Genomic DNA, 22,285 nt, shown 5'->3' on the forward strand with positions numbered 1-22,285 from the left:
AGCGCCGTCCGCGAAGCCGTCTCCAGCCCAGCCTCCGTCAGCCGAACAATCCCATCCCCGCCCACAGCCACAAACCCATCGCGCTTCAGCCGCTTCAGCGCCATCGTCACCGCCGGCGCAGAAACCTTCAACCAATGCGCCAGCGTCGCAGGGATCACCTCATGACCCTCCGCCTCAGCCTCCAGAATGGCCTTCAGGTAATTCTCTTTAGAAACCGTAATCGACTCTGTCATGACGTTCCGACCAGTCTAAACCTCGCGTCATACAGGAGCAGCTGCCGGGTGCCCCTCCATGCGCGTTTTTTGCGCATGGGTGGGACAGCACTCCCGCTCGCACCACTACAAAAGTCCGTCATCCTGACCATAGCCGTCTTTCAGGCGGAGGGAAGGACCTGCTTCTGCTTTTCGTTTTCCTAACGTGGATTTTCTGTGAAACGAATGTCCTCAGCAATCAAAACTAGATGTCCGTTTGGCTCAACATGAAGTCGCCCGGTAACAGTTGCCACATCGGATTTTCGCGCGAAGCCTAACAATTCCATATATGAGTGCTTCGAATTGAAATCATCGGAGTACCGCAACCTCAAGACGGCTTTGTACCCGCTATCGAATATCATCGAACCTTCTTTACCGCACCAAAAATGTCCCCGCACGATAACTGGGTTAGAACCCAAGCGAGCGGCATTTGCCTTCGCATCAAGAACGGTGAATATATGCGAATCCTGTTGAGCAAATAGCGGCTGCAGGATAGCCGAAAAACAACACAATACAAAAACCATGACTGCTCGACAGGATTTCACCGCAGCGTCTCCATCGGACTAACCCGCGTAGCCTTCCGCGCCGGCACCCAGACCGCCACCAGCGCCACCACCAGAAACACCATCGGCGCCGCTGCAAAAGTCACCAGATCATGCTCCCCCGTCTTATAGAGCATCGACCCCATCAGCCGCGCCAGCGCAAACGCCGCAATCAGCCCGACACCCACTCCCATTACAGTCAGCACAAACCCATGCCGCATCACCAGCCGCAAAATATCCGCACGCCCCGCCCCCAGCGCCATGCGAATCCCAAACTCCTTCCGCCGCTCCGCCACCGCATAGCTCAGCATGCTGTAAATCCCAATCAGCGCCAGCACCAGCGCAGTCCCTGAAAACACTCCCACCACCGCCAGCAGGAACCGCGGCTGCGCCCTCTGCTCGCTCATCAGTTGCGTCACCGTCCGCACCTTCGTCACCGGCTGGTCCGCATCCACCGCCGCAATCTGCGCGCGAACACTCTCCGCCATCGCCTCCGGCTTCACCCGAGTCCGCACCAGCAGATTCATCTTCCCCCACGGCAGTTGCGCAAACGGAACATACACCTCCGGCTGCGTATCCTCCGCGAGTCCCTTGTTCTTCACATCCGCCGCCACGCCCACCACCTGCGCCGGCTCCGGAATGCGGCCAATCAGCACCGTCTGCGTCAGCGGATTGGGCTGCGAATCCTGCCCGGACCAGAACCGCCGCACAAACGCCTCATTCACGATCACCACGTGCGGCGAAGCTCCCGCATGGTTTGCCGCCGGCGTCTGCCCGGAGCCGGACGACTGCACGCGGCCCACCATATCCCTCGCCCCCGCATCTGCATTTGTAAATGCGCGTCCCTCGATCAGCGGCACACGCATCGTTTCAAACCACTCTGGGCTCACCGCCTCAATATCCACAAAGGGCCTCTGCGCCAGCGGCGCATCCGGCTGCCCCTTGGCCAACACAGGAGACATCCGCATCCACGCCATCGGCAGCGCCGCGGAAATCGCCGCATCCCTCACACCCGGTAGCGCCCGCACCTTCCGCAGCACATCGTCGAAAAACGCCGTCTGCTTCCCAGCATCTCCATACCGCTGCGTCGAAAGCGAAACACCCATCGTCAGCACATTCTCCGCATCAAAGCCCGTCTCCACCCGCATCAGCCGCACAAAGCTCCGCATCAACAGGCCCGCGCCAATCAGCAGCATGAGCGAAAGCGCCACCTGTCCCACCACCAGCGCATCCTTCATCCGCACACGCCCGCGCCCCGCAGAACTCCCACGCCCTTCCTCGCGCAGCGTCGCATTCAAATCCACCCGCGCCAGTTGCAGCGCCGGCACAATTCCAAACAAAATCCCCGCCAGCGCCGAAACCACCAGCGTAAAAACCAGCACCCGCCAATCCATCGTCAGCGCAAAACCATCCGGCAGCTCATCCCCGCCCCAGACAGCAAGCGCCCGCGTAGCCGCCCAACCCAGCCCCACTCCCAGCACGCCCGCCACCAGCGCCAGCAGCAAACTCTCCGTCAGCAGTTGCGCCACAATCGTCCCGCGCCGCGCGCCCAGCGCCGTCCGCACCGCCATCTCGCTTCTGCGAGAAATCGCCCGCGACAGCATCAACCCCGCCACATTCGCGCAAGCAATCAGCAGCACCACGCCTACCGCGCAGGCCAGCATCAGCACTTTGCCGCGCATATCGCCTACAGCCTCATCGCGCAGGCTCTTCGCAGCAAACACAATGTTCGTATCCGCATCCGGCATAGCGCCGTTCTGCTTGCGATACTGCTCGTTCTCGACAGCCAGCTCCGCATTCGCGCCCTTGAGCGTCACCCCATCGCGCAGCCGCGCGATGATGTTCAAGTACCCCACTCCCTGACGCAGTCGCGCCGGCGGAAACAGCGAAAACTCAAAGTACCGCGGCGTCCAAACCGCCGGCTCGCCCAGTATCGGAAATCGCGTCCCCCGCGGCAGCACGCCAACCACCGTCGAAGCCGCAGAATCCAGCTGAATCGTCTGCCCAATCACATGCGGATCGGCATGAAACCGCTCCCGCCACAGCGAATCGCTCAGCATCACCACAGCCTTGCCCTCAGGCCGCGCCTCTTCTTCGCTGAAGGTCCGCCCCAACTGCGGCGTCACTCCAAGAAGAGGAAAGAAATTAGCAGAAACGCGCGCCACCTGCACCTGCTCAGGCTCACTCCCACCCTCAACATTCCCAGAAAGATTCAGCGTATCCCCAGCCCAAACAGCCACGCCTTCAAATGAGCTGTTATGGTCGCGCAGCATCTCATACCGCGTCAGGTTGATCCCGCGATCCTGCGTCTCATCATGCGTCGACACGCTCACCAGCCGCTCCGGCTCATGAAACGCAAACGGCCTCAGCAGCAGCGCATCCATCACCGTAAAAATCGCCGTATTCGCGCCAATCCCCAGCGCCAATGTCAGCACCACAGCCGCGGTAAATCCCTTGTTCTGCCGAAACACGCGCACCGCAAAGCGAAGATTGCGAAGAAGAGTCTGCATAATGCCAGAATTATAGGGCTAGCCTGCTAACTCGCCATCGCGCAAAGCGCGGCTGACTCGCTAACAAATAAAATTGAATGCTCAACGTCTAACCTTGAAACCACTACACAAGGCGAGGCCCGTTTGAACACGCGACACACTTTCACTCACATCGCGCTCTCCGCATTCGCCGCCGCCATTCCATTCACCGCCTCTGCACAATCCCCCGCCCCATCCAATCCCCAACTAACCGTACAAACCAACCTCGTCCTCGTCCCCGCCCTCGTCCGCAACAAATCCGGCGCCAATGTCTACACCCTCACCGCCAAAGATTTCCTCCTCACCGACGACGGCACTCCGCAAAAACTCTCGCTCGTCCAGGACACAGACCACTCGCCACTAGCCCTTGTCATCGTCCTCGAAACCGGCGGCGCAGGCGCGCGCGAATTCCAAAACTACTCCACCCTCGCGCCGCCGCTCGCACCCATGCTCACCTCCATCGTCGGCAACGTCTTCCATCAGATTGCCGTCGTCACCTTCGACAGCCAGCCTGACCTTCTGCAAAGCTTCACCGGCGATACCGACGAAGCCATTGAAGCGCTCCACAGTCTGCAGCCCGGCTGCACCCGTCAGGAGCATTACGACAACTGCACCGGCCCGCAACCCGTACACAACATTCCACTCGGCGACAACGGCGCAGCCATCCTCGACAGCCTCACCTATGCCGTCGATCTGCTCCGCACTCAGCCGCCCATCTATCGCCGCGCCATTCTCCTCATCAGTGAGACCCTCGACCGCGGCAGCACCACCACCATCCAGCGAGCCATCCGCGCCATCGCCGACACCAACACCACCATCTACAGCATCGGCTTCTCCACCGGAAAATCCGAAGCCGCGCACTACGCCGAACGCCAACTCCCCGAACACATCGACAGCCGCCAGAAGCCAGGCTGGCTGCGCCTGGAGAATCCTCACCCCAATCCGCCCCACGGCTGCATGGGCAAGCGTCCCGATCCCGACCCGGACGCGGACCCCGACGCCACGCACAACAAATGGATACAGGCCTACGACTGCCTCACGCAGCTAGCCCCACCCTTGGCCTTTGCCAAAATGGCCGCCATCGAAGCCGTAGACGGCATGAAGACCAACATCCCCGAAACCGTAGCCCGCATGACCGGCGGCGAATACTTCAAGCTATCCAAACCCAGAGAGCTAGAAGGCTATCTCTCCACCATCGCCAACCACGTCCCCAACCGCTACGTGCTCAGCTTCTACCCCCAAAACCCCCACCCCGGCCTGCACACACTAACCCTCCACACACCCAACTACGCAGGCTTGGAAATCACATCCCGCACAACCTACTGGATCGACCCTCCCACCACCACACCCCACCACAAAACTGACGGGCAGCAACCCCGCTAGAAGCGTGATTGCATTCGTCTGCAAAATTAGCTAACATATTCCTAGCATTTTAGAGGATGTCATGACTGAGTCAACGATGTTCGAAGCCAAAACCAGATTGTCGGCCCTCGTAAAAAAAGCGCAACGCGGCGAGAAGGTCGTGTTGACCACCGGCCGAAAAAAAACGCCCGTGGCAATGCTTGTGGCCCTCAAGCCGGTCAAAGAACGGCCCTTCGATCTCTTCCACCATCCCGGCTTTGAAATTCCCGCCGATTTTGACGAGCTTCCGCAAGCCGAATTGAAGGCGTGGCGCGGAGAGAGTGAGTGAAGCTCTTCCCATGAAGTTCTTTATAGACACGCACTACGTTCTCTGGGCAGCAATCAATTCAGCCCGCATCGAACCGTGGGCGAGAAAACTCATCGCCAATCTCGACAATGAAGTGCTGGTCTCCGCCGCAACGGTCTATGAAATCAGCCTGAAGGTGCGTATCGGCAAGCTTCCCGAGGCAATCAATTTTGAGAACGATCTGATTGCCAACATCGAAGATCGACTGGGCTACACCCTCGTACCGCTGGAGCCGGAGGTCATGATGCGAGCCGCGCGCTTTGAGTCCAAACATGCCGATCCCTTCGACCGCATGATCGCCGCACACGCCATCCAATACAATCTCCCGCTGCTGACCACAGACACAAGGCTGGACGCATTCGGCATTCGACGCCTGAAGAAATAAGTTCACCCTCCTTGCATCCGACAAAACACCTTAGGCTCCACACTCAACCCCGGCCTAAGCTCATGATTCGCATCCTCATCCTTCAGATTCGTAAAGTCTATGCGGACCGGAATCCGTTGAACCACCTTCACATAGTTGCCCGTCGCATTCTCCGGCGGGAAGAGTGAAAGCACCGAACCCGTAGCGCCGCCAACCTGCGTCACCGTGCCCGTGTACTTCTTCCCCGTAGCATCCACGGCAATCTCAACATGCTGGCCCTTGTGCATCTGCTTCAACTGCGTTTCCTTGAAGTTCGCCGTGATCCAGATATCGTTCAGGCTCACCAGCGTCAGCAGGTTCTGCCCAACGGAAACATTCTGGTTGATCTCAACGCTCTTCCGCGTAACAATGCCGTCTTCCGGAGCCACAATCTTCGCATAGCTCAGGTTCAGCTTCGCCTGGTCCAGTTGCGCCTGCGCCGCCTGCACCTGCGCCACAGCCTGCTTGGCCCTTGCAGACTGCACCGCCACCTGCTGCGGACCCGTCTCAGCGTACTTCAACAGCGCATTCGCCGAAGCCTGCCGCTGCTGCGCCACTCCCACGGCATCCTTTGCCGCCTGCTCGCTCGCCACCGCATCCTGCACTGCCGCAGCCTGCGAAGCCGCCGCGGCCACAGCCGCGTCATACTGCTGCTTGCTGATCACGTCCTTCTCCACCAGCGGCTTGTAGCGCTCCAGGTCCTGCTGCGCCTTCACATTGTTCGCCTGCGCCTGCACCACGCGCGCATGCGCAGCCTCCAGCTGTCCCCGCGCCTGCTGCACGCTCGCGCCTGCGCCAGACACATCCGCACCCGCCGAACGCAAATTCGAGCCCGTATTGATGTCCGTCAGCGGCACATTCACGTTGGCCGCCGCGGCATTGGCCTGCGCGCTCGACAACGAGGCCTGCGCATTTTCCACCGCTACCTGGAAGTCACGAGGATCCAGGTCCGCAATCGGATCGCCCTTATGAATAAACTGGTTTTCATCCACGTAGACCTTCGCCACCTGGCCCTGGATGCGGGCGCTGATCTGGATCAGGTGACCGCTCACCTGCGCATCGTCCGTATCTTCAAAATAGGTGGAGTGCCACCAGAAGCCCAGTGCAGCCACGGCCACAACCAACAGAACCACGATGATGATTCCCCTGCGGCTCTTCTTCGGCGGCGCGGACTCCGTCTGCTGCTGCTCCTCCGCGGGATTTTTCGGTGTATCCGCCACGTTACTTTCCTCCCTGCTTGCCTTCCAAATAAGTCTTGTACTGCCCAGCCGCGCCCAGCGAGCGCGCCAAACTCAGCTTCGCCACATTGTGCCGGTACAAACTGCTTACATACTGATCGTTGGCCTGCGCCACGGATTGTTCCGCCTGGCTCACCGGCAGATTGTCGCTCACGCCGGCCTTATAGCGCTGCTGCGCTTCGCTCAATGCTTCCGTAGCCAGGTCCACATTGGACTTCGCCACTTCCACCTGCTTCTGAGCGGACTGAATATCAAGCAGCGCATCGCGCACATCGGCGTCCACCTGAGCATTCTTGTCGCTCAGCTGCGCCTTCGCCGTATCGAGCGTGCTCTGCGCCTGCTGCTCATCGCCGCGAATCCCGAATTCCTTGAACACCGGCACACTGAAGTTGCCGGACGCATCCACCGTTCCATGCGAAGTGCCAAAATTTATGCCGATGTCGCCGTAATCCGCATCCACCGTCAGCGTCGGAAAACGCTCCGCCGTCGTAGCCTTGCGCTGCAGCTCTGCTGCTTTGGTCTGCTCCACCATCGCCGCCAGATCCTTGCGGTCCACATGCGCCTGCTTCAGCGCCGCATCCAGATCAATCTCGTCAAATGCCGCATACGGGGCTTTGTCCGCCACATTGAACTTCTGGTCCAGCGGCAATCCAATCGTCCGCGCCAACGCCAGCCTGTCTTTCTCCAGCGAGTTCTGTGCGCTGATCAACTGCTGCTCCAGCGTCTGGTAATCCACCCGCGCCCGCAGCTCGTCAATCTTCGGAGCCGTACCCGCCTCGTGGTTCGCCACCGCCTGGTCCAGTGAAACCTTTGAGGTCGTCACCTGCGCTTGCACGCTGGCCACTTCCGTCTCATCGGCCACCACCAGCAGATACGCATTGCCCACCGTCAAAATCACCATCTGCCGCGCATCATCCGCAGTCAGTTGCGCCGCCGCAAAGCTATGCTTTGACGCAATGTAGTTCCTGAGCGACTTCACATCCACCAGGCTCCACGTCAGCGAAGCGCGAAGGTCTACATAACCATAAGGTCCGATGATCGTCGGAAAGCCCGGAAAACGGATTCCCTCCGCCGCCAGGTCCACCTGTTGATAACTTTCCTTGAAGGACGCATCCACCGCGGGCAGCAGGTTCTGCAGCTGGCTCAGCCGTTGCCCCTTGGCCGATGCAGTCTGTGTCCCGCTCAAAATAATGCCCAGGTTCGTCCGCAGGCCGCGCTGAATCGCATCATCCAGCGTCAGATCCATCACCTGCCCGTTGGCCGTACCTTCCGCCACGCTGCCCTGAAAACTCTGCGCCGTCGGCCCGGCAGCGGTCGGCGCCGTTTGCGCCCCGACAAACCCGGCTGACAGGCTTCCCAGCGCCAGCGCCGCAAGAACTGCGCATGCACAGGAACCCACTCTAAACTTTTCTGAATTCTCTAACGGCATCAATGATTTTCGACCTGAATTGCGCGAAAGATAGCAGCGTGAATTCGCTTAAAATCGTGTGCTTCTATACAGATGCACACGACCGCCTCAAAGGTTCTGAAAATAGTGTAACGAAAGACAGCCGGTAAATATCCTCCGGCAAGCGATCTTCCCTTGCTGAGGTGGAAAGAGAAGGACCTGCTTTTGCTCTTACCGTTCCCTTGTCCCTAATCGGTAACCCGCAACCTGTCGCTCATAACCTAAACTATCCCCATGAAGGCACTCGTCAAATCCAAAGCGGAAAAAGGTCTCTGGCTCGAAGACATTCCCGAGCCGGTCATCGGCATCAATGACGTGCTCGTGCGCGTCCGTTACACCGGCATCTGCGGAACAGACGTCCACATCTATCAGTGGGACGAGTGGGCGCAGAAGACCATCCCTGTCCCCATGGCCATCGGCCACGAGTTCGTCGGCGAAATCGTCCAGGTTGGCGCCAACGTCAGCGATTTCTTCCCCGGCGACATCGTCTCCGGCGAAGGCCACGTCACCTGTGGCCGCTGCCGCAACTGCCTCGCTGGCCGCCGCCATCTCTGCGCCGCCACGCAAGGCGTCGGCGTCAATCGCCCTGGCGCATTCGCCGAACTCATCTCGCTTCCCATGACCAACATCTGGCGTCACCACGTCGGCATCGATCAGGAAGTCGCCTCCATCTTCGATCCCTTCGGCAACGCCGTCCACACCGCGCTCTCCTTTCCCGTCCTCGGCGAAGACGTGCTCATCACCGGCGCAGGCCCCATCGGCATCATGTCCATCCCCGTCGTCCGCCACGCCGGCGCGCGCCATGTCGTCATTACAGACGTCAATCCCTTCCGCCTCGATCTCGCCCGCAAAATGGGTGCAACCCTCGCCGTCAATCCCAATGAAACCCCGCTCGCTGAAATTCAAAAGCAGCTTGGCATGACAGAAGGCTTCGACGTAGGCCTCGAAATGTCCGGCAACGCCCAGGCCCTGCGCGACATGATCACCAACATGAGCCACGGCGGCAAAATCGCCATCCTCGGCATCCCCGCCAAGGAATTCCCCCTCGATCTCCGCCAGATCATCTTCAACATGCTCACCATCAAGGGCATCTATGGCCGCGAAATGTACGAAACCTGGTACAAAATGTCCGTCATGCTCGACTCCGGCGTAGACATCTCGCCGGTCATCACCCACCGCTTCCCCTACAGCGACTTCCAGCAGGGCTTCGACGCCATGATCTCCGGCCAAACAGGCAAAGTCATCCTCGACTGGACCGCATTGGCTTAAAGGTGAACAAACGGGAGGGAGCAGGGACCTTCAGGTGTCAAGTTCACACCTGCCCTTGACGAACCAACTTCCCGCTTGCATCGAACGCCGTCAAGTAACAGAATCGTGAGTGAAGATCTACTCCTGGCCACGCATGTAGATTGCCTAAAAGGAAAAGCAGGCGCGTGACCCGGCGGCAAATGCCGCGCAGTATCAATGACCTCTCATCCATTGACGGGACCAATGCTCTACTTCCAGTTTCCTATTAGCACGAACGGTGCCCAGTAGTAAGGATGTGCATAGCCGGCGGCAGCTTTAGCGGCAGCGGAATTTACCTGGGGAGAGATCTTCCCCGTGAGCAAATCTAATTGCGCCTGGCGCAGCGCTTCTACCTTCATGACTTTGCCGCCGCCGTCGGCCCAGCGTTTATAGAAGTCCGCCATCAAGTCACCGGTGCTGCTGTCATTGACTGGCCAGAGAGAGGCGATCACTGCTTTGGCGTGCTTCAGTTGTGCAGTGGTGGCCAGGCTATCCACCTCGTGGCCATCGGCGGCGCTGCTAAGCACGCCAGTTTCGCAAGCCGATAGAGTCAACAGGTCGGTGTTGCGGAATGAGAGATTGTTTAGTCCAATCGTGTCACGAAGCCGGGGTCGATTCCGGCACGGATGGTGGATTCAAAGGCGCTCCAGGTGCAGAAAGCATCGGCCTGGCCGCAGCCGGGCACGAATACTGGTACTCGTTCGGGAGGCGCTGTAAGGCTTAACGGAGTGGTGTTGCGCATCTGTTCTAGAGTTTGCGATGTGTAGTAGGTGCGCACTGTGTACTCGGCTTTCTCCTTTTTCCGCCAAAGCTCGAAGACCAGTGCGCCGCCTGGAGGTGTGTCATCGCGGCGGCCATCGATGAGCCAGGATAGGTTCAGCGCGCCACCGATGTTTGCCAGGTTCGTATCATGTCCAACCAGAATCAGGAGTCGATCCGCAGGTTTGCCGAGCGCGCCGGCTACGGGCTTTTGCGTGACGGCTTGGCGCATAGAGTCGAGGACATGGCTGAGCATATTTGCGGCTTGCGCGCGAGCAATGTAGTAGGTGCGGCGCTCGATGTCGGCACTTTCCGTATGCAACTGCATCAACTGGCGGAGCTTGTTGAGATCGACTCGTCCCCATCCGACCTGATTTTTATCCATGCCCTCGGTGTATTCCAGCAGCAGGTTCTCAGCCATGGTGGCGGCTGTGCCTAACGGGCTCTTGAGATCGACCAGATGATCTCCGCTGCCGGGGCCAATCGACGAAGGAATGTCGAACAGGGATTTTTTCGGGGCAGGAGCACCGGCGCAGGATGAGCCCGCGCCGCAACCTGCCAGCACACCTTCCAGAGCTTGTAACTGCGGGCGGTAAGCTTCCACAAGGCCCGCGGGGTTGTTGCCGATGCGGCCGCCGATCGCGGCGGTGGCTATGAATTTGTCCGGATGAATGACGCCGGCTTCGAGCGAATGAAACAACGGATCATGCATTCCCTCAGCCTGGGCGCGTACCGGGACGGAACAGCCAGGGAACAATCCAGAAGCAAGCGCCTTGCCCGTCTCCCGCGTGCGCTGGTCGGAATCCGCGAGGATTGTGATGTGCTCCGCGTCGGCGCACCCATCGGCCGAAAGCAGTCCCTGTTTTGCAAGTAACTCGCGATCATAAGCGCCGAAGAGCGTCATGAGCTTTGCGCCGTGGGCAGTGAGGTAACCGGGCGGCACACTCCACTCGGGCCACGGCTGTGCGGAGAATTGATTGAGCTGATCGAGTTTGCCAGTGGGTGAACGCACGCCGTGCCGGGTGACGATGACGACAAACTTCAACTCATCCGTGGATGATGATTGGCCGCTCGCCGGGCTCTGCGCGTGCAGTGAGGATGCAGCCGCAAACATCAGAGCTGCGATGAGGAAATGATCCAGGGCGCGCGCCTTCACTGGTTACCTCGTGCTGTCGTGCTGGCTGCGGTGGAATAGATACGAATCTCCGCATCGTGTCCGTCGATGCTGGGCACGCCGACATAGAGCAGGGATTGCGACGGCACAAAGAGCGCGGTTTTGGCGCCGGCTGCCGTGCGGAGAACCCCGAGTGGCTGAAGTTTCTTATGCGCGTCCACCTGATACGTGTGTACCTCACCCGCGCCGCCGATGACATAGACACGCCGCAACGCCGCATCGTAAAAGAGATCGTCCGCGCCGCCCACTGTGGCGACTCTCGAAATTTCTTTTCCTGAATCGGCGTCAATGACAAGTAGAGTCGCAGGCTTGCGGCATGCCACGTAGATCAAGTGGTGTTCCGCATCAAAGGCGAGAGGAACGTTGTCCGATGCGCCGGTCAGCTTCCAATGATTGCTGATTGCCTTGCCCGCGCCGTCGATTACGGCAACTTCGCTTGAGTCTGCGATGTTGGCAAAGACGCGTTGTCCTTGAGCATCGATCTCGAGTGCCTCGGGATGGGTTGCAACTGCAATGGCGGAGGCCAGGGTGAAACTGGTTGTGTTCACGACGGCAATCTGCGCGGGGTTGGCGCTATCGCTGCCGCCTGTGCCAACGAAGAGCAGATGCGTGGCTTCGTCGTAAACCATGTCATCGGCGTCGTCAGAGAGTTTCAGCTTGCCGGCGAGCGTGAGCTGCGATTCGGGCTTTCCTTTGTAAACAAAAAGCTGAGCCAGCGCGCCATCGGACACATACAGGCTGTTTGTGGAAGCGACCCACGCAAGACCGTGTGGTTTGCCCAATCCCGCGATGCTTTGCTGCACTTTGCTAGACGCTAGATCGATTACTTCGACGGAGTGTTTTCCGGTCGCCGCGGCGAAGAGACGTTTACCCTGCAGATCGAGTGCGAAATGATCGAATTTTCCCGCTACGCCAGGCAAGGTGATCGTTCGCTGCAATGTCAGCGGTTGCTGTGCGTTTGCAGGCAAGCTAATTAAAGTCACGAGAGCAAGAGCAAGTACGAATTTTTTCATCAGAGCTTTCCGTGGCTTCCGCACTCAAGTGTGCGGCTGCTCATCAAGGATTGGTTATGGGGTTGACGGTGCGCTTTCAGGATCTTCGGAGATCACAAAGCAGGTGCGCGAAAGATTGCCTCCACGCACCTGCGCATGTGCTATTCGTGGTGCGGCGTCCAGCGCACTCCGCCTGAATACGTTGGCTTGTAGTACTCGCGCTGCACCATGTATTGCGGGCTGCCGTTGTAGAAGCCGAATGGCTCGTTGTTCATGTTCTCGCCAAGGGCCATCACGGTGAATCCTTTGCCGAGATAGTAGGTGATCTTAGAATCCACCTGCATGTGAGGGTAGAAGTAGTTATCGCCAAATGGGCCTTTCACTCCATAGGGCACTGTACCTGGCCCTGTGTTCTGGTATTGATAGGCGAAGATATTGGCGCTGTTATATGACATACCCACGGTCACCAATGCCCGCTTGGTTGCGTATGCAGGACTGATGTTCCACGAGAACGGTGCCTGCCCGACCAGAGCTGGATTGTCTGTGCGCCCGGTGAGGTTGTAGTTTCGCGAGCCAGTGTAGGTGAAGTTGGCGTTGATGCGCGCTCCGCCGAGCACGCCGGGAAGATAGTTCAGATGCTGCTGGTAGGCAAATTCAACACCTTGCACATACGCATGATCACCGTTGACTTCCTGGAAGACAAGGTCTCCGGCGTAAGCCTGCGAGAGTGGCGAGCCCGTGGCAGGGATGATCGATTGCTGGCCGTAGATGGGTTTAGTGATCTGCTTGTAGAAGTAGCCGGCCTGGATCATTCCAATGGAAGGCAGATAACGCTCATAGAGGATGTCGTAGTCGTTGGCATGCTCGGCGACAATTGCGGTATTGCCGATGTTGATGGTGTAGGGCGTGGTGGACTGGTCTTCCGTGATGTAAGGAACAAGCTGGTATGGATCGGGCCGCGATATGCCGCGTCCGTATACAGCGCGAATGCCGGAGTCCTTATCGATGGTGTAGCGGAGTTGCACGCTCGGCAGTGGATTGATGTAAGAGCCGCTGCCGTATTGCGGCGTAGTGGAAACGTAGTTTCCGTTTACGTCGTTCACCACCAGATAGCCGGTGTTCGATGTGTTGGTGGCTTCGATGCGCAGCCCTGTCTGCAGATGAAAGCGGCCGAGCTGAATGGTGTTCATAATGTAACCGGCGGAGACGCGCTCCTGCAGGTTGTAGTTGGCGGCGTCGGACTGGAGATGCGTTGTTCCTTCATCCAGGGTGAAGTTGCCAGGGTTCTGCGCAAGATCGCCGGTAATCAGTGAGAACTCTGTGACGGGCCCCAGGTGGTAGCTTCCGCCATAGAAGTGGTTATTGGTGAAGGTGCCCAGGTATTGACTCATCGCAGTGCCGTTGTTGGAGTCATACTCGGGCGAATAGGCGTCCTGACCTTTGTGTTCGTTGCGGAACTGTCCTCCGAACTCGAAGGTGGAGAAGTGGCTGCCGAGGTGGTAGTTGATTCCCATGGACGCGCTTGCCTGCAGATTGATCTGCGTGGCCTGCCCAAAGGTCAAATCGATCGTATCGAGAGAATATTGTGACGGATCGTAGATTGCATTTCCTGCCACAGCACAGGTGTACTGGGGCCGATACTGACTGGGACCCGGAGCGTAATCGCAATCGTCGCCCACGGTGCCGCTCTTACTTACCTTGAACGCTGCACCGGGATTGCCCGCGGCTCCGCCAAAGCGGGAATGCGCAGCTGCGATCTGATAGTGGAAAAATGTGTGATTGAGTACATGATTTCCGCCAATGGCCAGGTCTGCAATCTGCAGGTTGGGGCGGCGAATGCTCGTGTGGTACGAAGGGTGGTCTTCAAGAGCCAACTGGTAGGCGTACTTCTGGCCGTAGTCACGGAAGTTGGAGAATAATCCGTGCACGTAAAGATCGGAGTTTTCGTTGAGCTTGTAGTCGAGGCTGCCGGCAAAGCCGTAGCGGGTGCGGTCATAAAGGTACTGCTGGATGTAAATGTTGTCGTAGGTAAAGGCGTTGTTGGGCCCGTCGAAATCCGGCACGGGTTCAACGTCATCGATGCCGCGGCCGTTGTAGTCGTAGCTGTAACCGAGCATCAGCCCGAAACGCTTGCCCTCCGCGGTTTTCTGGCCGAAGCGGAAGCCTGCCGATGAGTCGATCTGAAAGGCCTTGCGGCCATTTGCGATGGGTGTATAACCATCCGTGCCCTCAACCATGAGCGTGGGCCGGTCCGATGTCGCCTGCTTTATGCGCAGATCAACCGAACCTCCGATGGCATCGCCATCTTGATTAGCTGAAAGCGTCTTGTTGATCGCAACCGAGCCCACGAGATCGGCTGGGATGGTGTCGAGGTCCACCTGCCGCACCTCCGGATCGGGGCCGGGCACACTTACGCCGTCAATGGTGGTGTTGCTGAGCCGGGGTTCCGTGCCGCGAATCTGCACGTACTGGCCCTCGCCCTCATTGCGCTGCAGCGTTACGCCGGGCATGCGCCCCACTGCGTCTGCGATGTTCGCATTGGGAAGGCTCTGAATCTGTGTGTCTGTCTGCACATTGAGAATGTTCTCCGATGTGCGCACCTCGTTCACTGCCGCTGCGTCCCCCTCCACTGTGGCGGAGACTTCAACCTGCTGGCTGGTGGAGCTGATGGCGAGCGTAACATCGAGCGGCGTCGTCTGACCGGCGGCCACTGTGATCGTCTGCACCGAAGTGGCGAAGCCGACATACGAGATGGTCACGGTGTAAGTACCGGGCTTGATATTGCGGATGGTGTAGCTGCCTTGCGCGTCTGAGGTTACGGTTACAGCCGTTGGCTGTAACACAAGCTGAGCGCCCTGCAGAACAGCTCCGGCTGCGTCTTTGACCGCGCCGCTTATGCTGCCATTACTGGTGGCTGGGGCCTTATCGGCCTCAGTTGCAGCGGCAATGAATGGGCAAAATAGTAAAATGAGGAGAACGAATAGTACGCGTGTTTGGGCTGGCATAACGCTCCTTAAAACGGCAGAGGGTTGATTGTGACGAAGGGCAATATTCATCGCCTCTGTTCTGGTTATCGCTGAGCGTTAGCTTGTGCGGTGGCCATCAACCGATGTTTACAGAACAATGAATTAGTTCTAAGGTAGCGACGCCAACAAATCATGCAGGGTGGATTATGAACGCCGCGTTAATCGTTCAATGAAAAACCCTTAGGTTGCTCGTTATGCGCTCGAATTCCGTTCTTGATGTGCTGAAATTATTTCAATCGTACAAGTTGAGCTTTATAGCGTCCTGCAACGTTGGGAGATGGAAGGGTATATGCGGATACTGGTCATTGAAGACGAACCACGCATGCTTGACCTTCTACGCAAGGGACTCCAGGAGCACGACTGCACTGTGATGACCGCAATGGATGGCGATACCGGCGTGGAGATCGCCACAACATGCACGTTCGACGCAATTCTGCTGGACATTGGTCTGCCACGACGCGATGGCTATGAGGTAATGCGCGCGCTTCATCAGCGTTCCTGCGCGTCGCGCGTGCTGGTACTGACCGCCCGCGATGCGGAAGACGACATCATCCGCGGCCTCGATCTGGGCGCGGATGATTATCTGACCAAGCCATTCTCCTTTCCCGAGCTAATGGCGCGGCTGCAATCGATCACCCGTCCCCGCCGCAGGAAAACAAGTGGGAGACTTGAAGCCGGAGAGTTGGCCGTCGACCTGGTGCGGCGCACGGTGACACGCGGCAACAACCACATCGATCTCTCCCCATCGGAGTGCAAGCTCCTGATCGCGCTGATGCAGAATAGCGGGCAATGTGTTTCACGGCAGAGCCTGATGCAGGAGGTGTGGGGCACGGATTCCGAGGTCGGGCAGGGGACACTCGATGTTCTTGTGAACTCGCTGCGCGGTAAGATTGACGCACCCTATCCACACAAGCTTATTCACACCGTGCGCGGGTCAGGTTATGTTCTGGAGCGGGACGCACAGAAGATGGAGAGAGCTCAACGATGAAAGCGCTTCCCATCCGGATGCGGCTCTCGCTATGGTACTTCGCCCTGTTTGCCACGGCGGCGTGCCTGTTGAGCACCGCAAGCTGGTGGATGCTCCGCCGCAGTCTCGATATCACCGAGTACGACGACCTCAAGGAGCGCGCTGAAGACATTCAGTTGCTGCTGATGCATGAAGACCCATCCCGCTCCCTCGACAGTCTCAGGAATGACTTCGCCGCCATCTACTCCATCAAAGATGACGGCAAATGGCTGCAGGTTATCGACCAGGACGGCAATTGGCTCTTCCGCTCCAAACGCATGATTGCCGAAAATCCATCGTTGCCCATGCCAGACCATCTTCCCGTACAAGGCAGTCTCGCGGAATTTCATCAAGGCACACGGTATGTCCGCATTCTTGCCTATCCAATCACTGTGCGTGGAAGAAAGTATTCCGTGCAGACAGGCATCGCGCTGAACAAGTCGATGGCTCTGTTGACAAGCTTCGGAGCCGACCTGTTAATGCTCACTCCGGCAGTCGTTTTGCTGGCTGCGCTGGGCGGCTATTGGATGAGCAGGAAGGCGCTGCGGCCCGTGGCGATTCTTGCCGAGCAAGCTCGCCGCATCAACGACCGGAATCTTGATACGCGTCTGCCGGTGCCGGCCGCGGACGATGAGCTATCCGCCCTTGCGCGAACGCTCAATCAGATGCTGGAGCGAATCGACAAAGCATTCGCCAGCGTCCGCGCCTTTACCGGGAACGCTTCCCATGAGTTGCGCACGCCTATCAGTCTTTTGCGCACGGAAATTGAAGTTGCTCTCCTTCGTCCCCGAGAAGGAGAAGAATATCGTGCAACGTTGTCGCATTTGCATGGAGAGACGATCCGGCTGACGAACCTGGCTGAGAACCTGTTGTCGCTGGCGCGAGCGGATGGCGGTGCTGAGGCACAGCCCCTCGTGCCAATCGAGTTGAATGGGCTATTCCAGAGGATCGACCAGACATGGAAGCAAGCCATGCAACTTGCATTGATTGACTTTCGTTTTGAAATTCAAGCCGATAGCCTCTTCGTGCTGGGTGATCCGGCCAGCATTGCCCGGCTCCTGTCGATTCTTCTTGAGAATGCCTGTAAATTCACGCCGCCAGGTGGATTGGTGGTGTTAAAGGCAACCGTTGCGGGAGAGAAAGTCCTTCTTTCGATCCGCGACACCGGGACCGGGATTTCGGCCACCGACATTCCCAGAGTCTTTGATCGCTTCTATCGTGGTACACAACGGGACGCGCGGATTTCACGAGGTTCCGGATTAGGCCTGGCGTTAGGAAAGTGGATCGCGGAACGGCATGGCACGCAATTAGATGTGGAGAGCGTTCCTGGCAACGGAAGCTGCTTTTCATTTCTGCTGGCACGAACCACTACGCCGGTGCTCTCGTCAACTGATCTGCCTTCGGTTTCTCAACCGTTCATAACGAGAGTGTCAGCCTGAATTGATTTGCTCAATTATTTTCATCGTGTTCACCGCCCAAGGCATTGCTGCGGATCGGGGTTAAGACGTTATATCTTATTGCCAATCCAATCGTGTCTTAGGATGTAGACCCCTGTGAATCGAAAGGTGTTGATGGTAGAGAGCGGATTTCTCGAAGTGACCGACCCGGCCAGAAAATCACGCCGCCACCGGCTGAACGGTGTGTACGAGGCCATGCTCGACAATGAAAATTGAGTCCGAGAAATATGCCGGAGACTGCTGCGCCTGGCCGCTTGGAGATTGTGAAGGTGACATCAGTCGCGTCGGTTCCGCTCATTATGGACTTGTTGCGCAAGCGTTGGCCGAAGTGCATTTGTTCCGCAGTATAATTAGAGCCGAAGCGGGAGTAGTTCAGTGGCAGAACGTCAGCTTCCCAATTTTCCGTCCAAAAATTGCGTTTTTGGCTGATTTTCGATTGATTTCTCCCCTTACTGTCCACCATACTGTCCATGAAAGGACAGTATGGCTTCCAATACCTATTCTGACCGCGTCAACATCATCAAGTACGTGAAGCACGCTGGCCGCTGGCGCTTTGCACCGGTCGTCCGACGTCCCACCGGAAACATCCATTGGGATAACGTCCTGATCGACGGAACTCCGCAGCCGCATACCGAAGGAAAATACTTCATCGAGTGGCGCGAGGACGGGGTACGCAGACGGAAGAGCGTCGGCAACATCCCGTCTGATATTTTGGCCGAAGCCCAGCGCCAACGAGCGTTGCTTGACGCGAAGGCGGCAGGAATCGAAGTCGCCGAATCGGAGTCCAAGCCAGCGACCCGCCAACTTCTTGTATCGGACGCGGTCGAACGGTATCTTCGCGACGTAAGGATGAACAAGTCCGAATCAACGCACCGTCACTATAGCCACACCCTCGGATTGTTCAAACAATCATTGGCAAAAGCGGCGATCGATGCGATTGATCGAGACGACATGATGGACTTCCAAGCATACCTTTACAAACTTGGTTTGTCGGCAAGAACGGTCAAGCATAAGACCATCATCGTCACATCATTTCTGAAAGTGTTCGGCGTTCAGCGGCTTCTCAAAAAAGGCGACTGGCCGACATACACGGAAGAAGACCCCGAAATCTATACGCCCGAGCAGTTGCAGAAATTTTTCAAGGCGTGCACGCCCGATGAGTTCCTGCTCTTCCGATTTTTCCTGCATTCAGGTTTCAGAGACGCTGAGGTGCGTCACGCAATATGGACGGATATTAACTTCATGCAAGGCACCGTGAAGGTCACACGAAAGGACGCTACAAAGAATCAGGATTGGAAGTTTGACCCCAAGAGCAAACGCGTCCGTGAAGTCCCCCTCCCCGATTTCCTCTTGGATCTGCTGCAAAATGCCAAGGAGAGGTCGAAGTCGCGCCTTATCTTTCCGTCCAAGCCACATTGGAAGGCTCCCAACGCTCATCCAGGTGGAAAGCCGTCCGACGAATTCCTCGAATACTGCAAAGCGATTGCTTACCGAGCCAGCCTGAACTGCGGAGATTGTGAGAATTATGCGGGCGACATCTGCGCAGTTGCTCCGTGTTGCGAGCAGTTCTACCTTCACAAATTCCGGCACACATTCGCAACCATGCACCTTCAGAGCGGGGTGGACAGTCGATGTCTAGCCGACTTGTTCCACTCGACGTGCCTTTTCTTCCGACTCTCGTCAGCGCCTCCGGCGAGCGCGCCGGAAATCGATTCCTGGAGTTCTTCGGCGCGCAGATCCGCAACCCGCACACCCGGCGCGCCTATGCACGGACTGTCGGCGAGTTTCTAGTGTGGTGTGGGAGCGTAGGCGTCAATTCCCTGGTCGACATTCAGCCGCTGCATGTGGCGAAATGGATCGAGTTCGAAGCCCGCCAAGTCTCAGTCCCCAGCGTCAAGCAACGACTCGCCGCCCTCCGGCGTCTGTTCGGCTGGCTTGTGATTGGCCAGGTGGTACCGGCGAACCCGGCGGCCTCTGTGCGTGGCCCGCGATACGTGGTGCACTCGGGAAAGACGTCGGTACTGGAGCCCGCAGAAGCGCGTCGCTTGCTCGACAGCATCGACGCCACGACGCCGGCAGGATTGCGCGACCGCGCGCTCATATCGCTCATGCTTTATTGCTTCGCCCGCATTGGGGCCGCGCTGGAAATGAAGGTCGAGGACGTGTTCACTCAGAACCAAAGGCACTGGGTCCGACTCCATGAGAAGGGCGGCAAGGATCACATCGTGCCCTGTCATCATAATCTTGAGCGGGCGTTGATGGCATACGTAGACGGCGCCAGGTTGGCGGCCGATCCGAAGGGGCCGCTCTTCCGCACCATCGGACGTGGGACCGGCGAACTCAGCCAGACCGCAATGCCCCAGGCTAACGCCTATGCGATGATTCGCAGGCGCGCAGAGACGGCGGGCATCATGAGCAAAGTAGGCAATCACAGTTTTCGGGCTACGGGTATTACCGCGTACCTCATGAACGGGGGGACTTTGGAGAAAGCAGCGTCGATGGCGAACCATGCCAGTACTCGTACTACGCAGCTTTACGACCGCCGGAACGACGAGATGAGCCCCGATGAGGTCGAGCTAATTTTGATCTAAGTGTGGGGCAAATGATGGAGAACAGAATTGTCGGCACGATGACCATCCGCGAAGCCGCCGCCCTCTGGTCAGACCCGCGGAGACAGCATCTGAAGCGTTGGGCTGAGACGTTTGGAGTCCCGCTTCAGGATTTGCACCCTGGTCATGTCGTCACCTTCCAAAAGGATCGCGGGGAAGAAACCACGTCAGCCCAGGTGGACACGGAAGTCGCTGCACTCCTAACACTCCTCAAGCAGATTAGCCTAGGTGGGGAGATTGAGCGCCGCAATCGGCCGCTCAGTGAAACCGGGGAGTTAACGCCAGCCGAAATCAGGGCGCTGCCCGAGCCTGCTCAGAGATATATTGAAAGGCTTAAGCAGGAGATTTCAGACCTTGAGTCCGCCAACGACCGAATGGAGAGTCGAATTCGAAGAACCAACTGGGGTCGAAGCAGATAGAGGAATCAATTCTCTTTAAGATGGTTTATCGCATCCGATTCATCGCATTCCCAGTATTCATCACGCCAAGGATTGCACCGATCAATGCAACCTATATCGTTATGACACCCTTTATTTCCAGCCCAGGCATGTCTTTCATCTCCTGCGTAGCATCACCGCCGCTTCCTTTTTAAGGACTTTCCATACTCTGTTAGAGGTCTATGCTGCGCGCCCATATGCAGAACGATGGAATCGATGTCATTCTCGGGAATATCCTTGGCATTCCGGAAATGTAATACACCTTTGCGAATCGCCAAATGAGGAGCAACTTGCAGATTCGACCCATCAGGTTTGCAAGTAGCCGGAACAAGAAGATACTCGCCATGCTTTGTGTAGGACTCCTTGAACCGTGCCAAATACGGTGAGTCACTTGCAGGAGTCATCCGATTCATGCGAGTTGCAGTAAAGAATGAGGCGTCGCCCAGTCTTAAACCTGCCTTTTCGTACCGCTTGATGACGTTCTCCAGTTCTATCGCGATATGGACCGTATATCCCGGATCCTCGCCAACGATATCCCCTTCGATAATTGAGATTCGAAGTTCCTCAAATTCATCCCGCGAACCATAGCGCTGGAGCCATTGCTTGAAAATCTCTTCAGCTGGCTTGGGGTTTAGAAATGCAATTCCTAACGCTGGAGGTGAGTTCTCCCATCCACGAAAAGCCGTCGCTCGCCATTCAGCTTTTTCCCAGAGTGGAATGTCGATCGGATTCTCAATGAAAGTAACGAAGTCAGTTTTCACTTCTTTCTTCGGCATTGCTTTATGCTCGCCGAGTGGCGGCTTCTCTGCTTGCGGCGCTCCCAGCAGGCGCCTGTGAAGTCGCTTGTATCCTTCGTCCGTTTCGATGTTGAAGAAGCTGGCCCCTTGCAAAGGAACTGGAATGAAATTACGGTCAGCATTTCGCATCACGACTGGAACAAACTTTTGGTTGTCTGCGCCTTGGTTGTAAAGGTGCTGATAGATGAGATTGCCCTCCCATTTCACGCCCAAGCCTTTGTCGGGACTTTCTCTACCCATCACGCGATTCAAGTATGTTTCGGTGCAGACAACCAGCACTAAGCTCGCGCCTGCAATCTTGCGATCCATCCACCGCGGCCATCCCTCAGGCGGTGACACCTCGTATTGATCGAGAACACAGTCGATGCCATCGGCGCGAAGACGATTTGAAAGCGCAAGTACCGCCTTGATGTGTTCTTCGCTATCCCAGCTATAGCTGACGAAGACTTCGCCGACCTCAGTTATCTTTGCGTCACTCATATAGGCCCATCTAGCGCTCGTTGGTTATATCGTCTCGCTCCGATAGACTGGCGCAATCAGAGAAGGTAGCGGTCATCCACTTGACGCGTCTGACCGAGGGCGGTGAGGGTTTGAAGGATTTCTTGTACGCGGGTGCGGCTGGCC

Annotated in this window: 19 protein-coding genes; 9 read left to right on the forward strand and 10 right to left on the reverse strand. The window is 57.5% G+C overall.

The window, feature by feature from the left end:
* From ABSG47_RS15940 to ABSG47_RS15950, 3 genes are all read right to left on the reverse strand, one after another.
* Positions 1-233: metal-dependent transcriptional regulator (locus ABSG47_RS15940; protein WP_424170688.1), on the reverse strand; the 233-nt coding region annotated here is incomplete at its 3' end.
* A 179-nt stretch (positions 234-412) separates the two neighbouring features.
* On the reverse strand, positions 413-775 hold the full coding sequence (locus tag ABSG47_RS15945) for a hypothetical protein (protein WP_424170689.1): 363 nt from the start codon (positions 773-775) through the stop codon (positions 413-415).
* Between the two features lie 17 nt (positions 776-792).
* Positions 793-3,303 carry an ABC transporter permease gene (locus ABSG47_RS15950; RefSeq protein WP_424170690.1) on the reverse strand — a complete coding sequence of 837 codons (2,511 nt, stop codon included), beginning with the start codon at positions 3,301-3,303 and terminating at the stop codon, positions 793-795.
* A gap of 123 nt (positions 3,304-3,426) precedes the next feature.
* Here ABSG47_RS15950 and ABSG47_RS15955 point away from each other — a divergent pair, with 123 nt between their 5' ends.
* The 3 genes from ABSG47_RS15955 (at position 3,427) to ABSG47_RS15965 (ending at position 5,414) form a co-directional block, all read left to right on the forward strand.
* On the forward strand, positions 3,427-4,704 hold the full coding sequence (locus tag ABSG47_RS15955; protein ID WP_424170691.1) for a VWA domain-containing protein: 1,278 nt from the start codon (positions 3,427-3,429) through the stop codon (positions 4,702-4,704).
* A gap of 76 nt (positions 4,705-4,780) precedes the next feature.
* Entirely contained in the window at positions 4,781-5,011 is a 231-nt protein-coding gene (locus ABSG47_RS15960; protein WP_424170692.1) for a type II toxin-antitoxin system Phd/YefM family antitoxin, read from the forward strand.
* Entirely contained in the window at positions 5,004-5,414 is a 411-nt protein-coding gene (locus ABSG47_RS15965; protein WP_424170693.1) for a type II toxin-antitoxin system VapC family toxin, read from the forward strand. Before ABSG47_RS15960 ends, ABSG47_RS15965 begins: the two co-directional genes overlap by 8 nt.
* 2 nt (positions 5,415-5,416) lie before the next feature.
* Here ABSG47_RS15965 and ABSG47_RS15970 read toward each other — a convergent pair whose 3' ends face one another.
* On the reverse strand, positions 5,417-6,652 hold the full coding sequence (locus ABSG47_RS15970) for an efflux RND transporter periplasmic adaptor subunit (RefSeq protein WP_424170694.1): 1,236 nt from the start codon (positions 6,650-6,652) through the stop codon (positions 5,417-5,419).
* A gap of 1 nt (position 6,653) precedes the next feature.
* Positions 6,654-8,069: a TolC family protein gene (locus ABSG47_RS15975; protein ID WP_424170695.1), complete on the reverse strand. Its 1,416-nt coding sequence runs from the start codon at positions 8,067-8,069 to the stop codon at positions 6,654-6,656.
* Positions 8,070-8,351: 282 nt separating this feature from the next.
* On the opposite strand from ABSG47_RS15975, the gene tdh reads away from it, so the two are divergent.
* Positions 8,352-9,386 carry an L-threonine 3-dehydrogenase gene (tdh, locus tag ABSG47_RS15980; RefSeq protein WP_424170696.1) on the forward strand — a complete coding sequence of 345 codons (1,035 nt, stop codon included), beginning with the start codon at positions 8,352-8,354 and terminating at the stop codon, positions 9,384-9,386.
* A gap of 227 nt (positions 9,387-9,613) precedes the next feature.
* Here the strand turns inward: tdh and ABSG47_RS15985 are convergent, their stop codons facing one another.
* From ABSG47_RS15985 to ABSG47_RS16000, 4 genes are all read right to left on the reverse strand, one after another.
* Positions 9,614-10,039: a CHAT domain-containing protein gene (locus ABSG47_RS15985; protein ID WP_424170706.1), complete on the reverse strand. Its 426-nt coding sequence runs from the start codon at positions 10,037-10,039 to the stop codon at positions 9,614-9,616.
* Positions 9,988-11,319 carry a histidine-type phosphatase gene (locus ABSG47_RS15990; RefSeq protein WP_424170697.1) on the reverse strand — a complete coding sequence of 444 codons (1,332 nt, stop codon included), beginning with the start codon at positions 11,317-11,319 and terminating at the stop codon, positions 9,988-9,990. The genes ABSG47_RS15985 and ABSG47_RS15990 overlap by 52 nt, the downstream gene beginning before the upstream one ends.
* The gene (locus tag ABSG47_RS15995; protein ID WP_424170698.1) at positions 11,316-12,350 is read right to left on the reverse strand and encodes a YncE family protein; all 1,035 of its coding nucleotides are present in this window, start codon (positions 12,348-12,350) and stop codon (positions 11,316-11,318) included. The genes ABSG47_RS15990 and ABSG47_RS15995 overlap by 4 nt, the downstream gene beginning before the upstream one ends.
* Before the next feature lie 140 nt (positions 12,351-12,490).
* Positions 12,491-15,334, reverse strand: coding sequence for a TonB-dependent receptor (locus ABSG47_RS16000; RefSeq protein ID WP_424170699.1), 2,844 nt, complete (start codon positions 15,332-15,334; stop codon positions 12,491-12,493).
* 310 nt (positions 15,335-15,644) lie between these two features.
* On the opposite strand from ABSG47_RS16000, the gene ABSG47_RS16005 reads away from it, so the two are divergent.
* From ABSG47_RS16005 to ABSG47_RS16025, 5 genes are all read left to right on the forward strand, one after another.
* The gene (locus tag ABSG47_RS16005) at positions 15,645-16,343 is read left to right on the forward strand and encodes a response regulator transcription factor (protein WP_424170700.1); all 699 of its coding nucleotides are present in this window, start codon (positions 15,645-15,647) and stop codon (positions 16,341-16,343) included.
* Complete coding sequence (locus tag ABSG47_RS16010; protein WP_424170701.1) at positions 16,340-17,800, forward strand: sensor histidine kinase; 1,461 nt, start codon at positions 16,340-16,342, stop codon at positions 17,798-17,800. The genes ABSG47_RS16005 and ABSG47_RS16010 overlap by 4 nt, the downstream gene beginning before the upstream one ends.
* Before the next feature lie 501 nt (positions 17,801-18,301).
* On the forward strand, positions 18,302-19,609 hold the full coding sequence (locus ABSG47_RS16015) for a tyrosine-type recombinase/integrase (protein ID WP_424170702.1): 1,308 nt from the start codon (positions 18,302-18,304) through the stop codon (positions 19,607-19,609).
* Positions 19,609-20,409, forward strand: a complete 801-nt coding sequence (locus ABSG47_RS16020) for a tyrosine-type recombinase/integrase (RefSeq protein ID WP_424170703.1) — start codon at positions 19,609-19,611, stop codon at positions 20,407-20,409. The genes ABSG47_RS16015 and ABSG47_RS16020 overlap by 1 nt, the downstream gene beginning before the upstream one ends.
* Positions 20,410-20,420: 11 nt before the next feature.
* Positions 20,421-20,846 carry a hypothetical protein gene (locus ABSG47_RS16025; RefSeq protein WP_424170704.1) on the forward strand — a complete coding sequence of 142 codons (426 nt, stop codon included), beginning with the start codon at positions 20,421-20,423 and terminating at the stop codon, positions 20,844-20,846.
* A 152-nt stretch (positions 20,847-20,998) separates the two neighbouring features.
* On the opposite strand, the gene ABSG47_RS16030 is transcribed toward ABSG47_RS16025, so the two are convergent.
* Entirely contained in the window at positions 20,999-22,141 is a 1,143-nt protein-coding gene (locus ABSG47_RS16030) for a toll/interleukin-1 receptor domain-containing protein (RefSeq protein ID WP_424170705.1), read from the reverse strand.
* Between the last annotated feature and the right edge of the window lie 144 nt (positions 22,142-22,285).

Origin of the sequence: Occallatibacter sp. (assembly GCF_049510455.1) — a bacterium.
In the GTDB taxonomy this organism is placed as follows: Bacteria; Acidobacteriota; Terriglobia; order Terriglobales; family Acidobacteriaceae; genus Telmatobacter.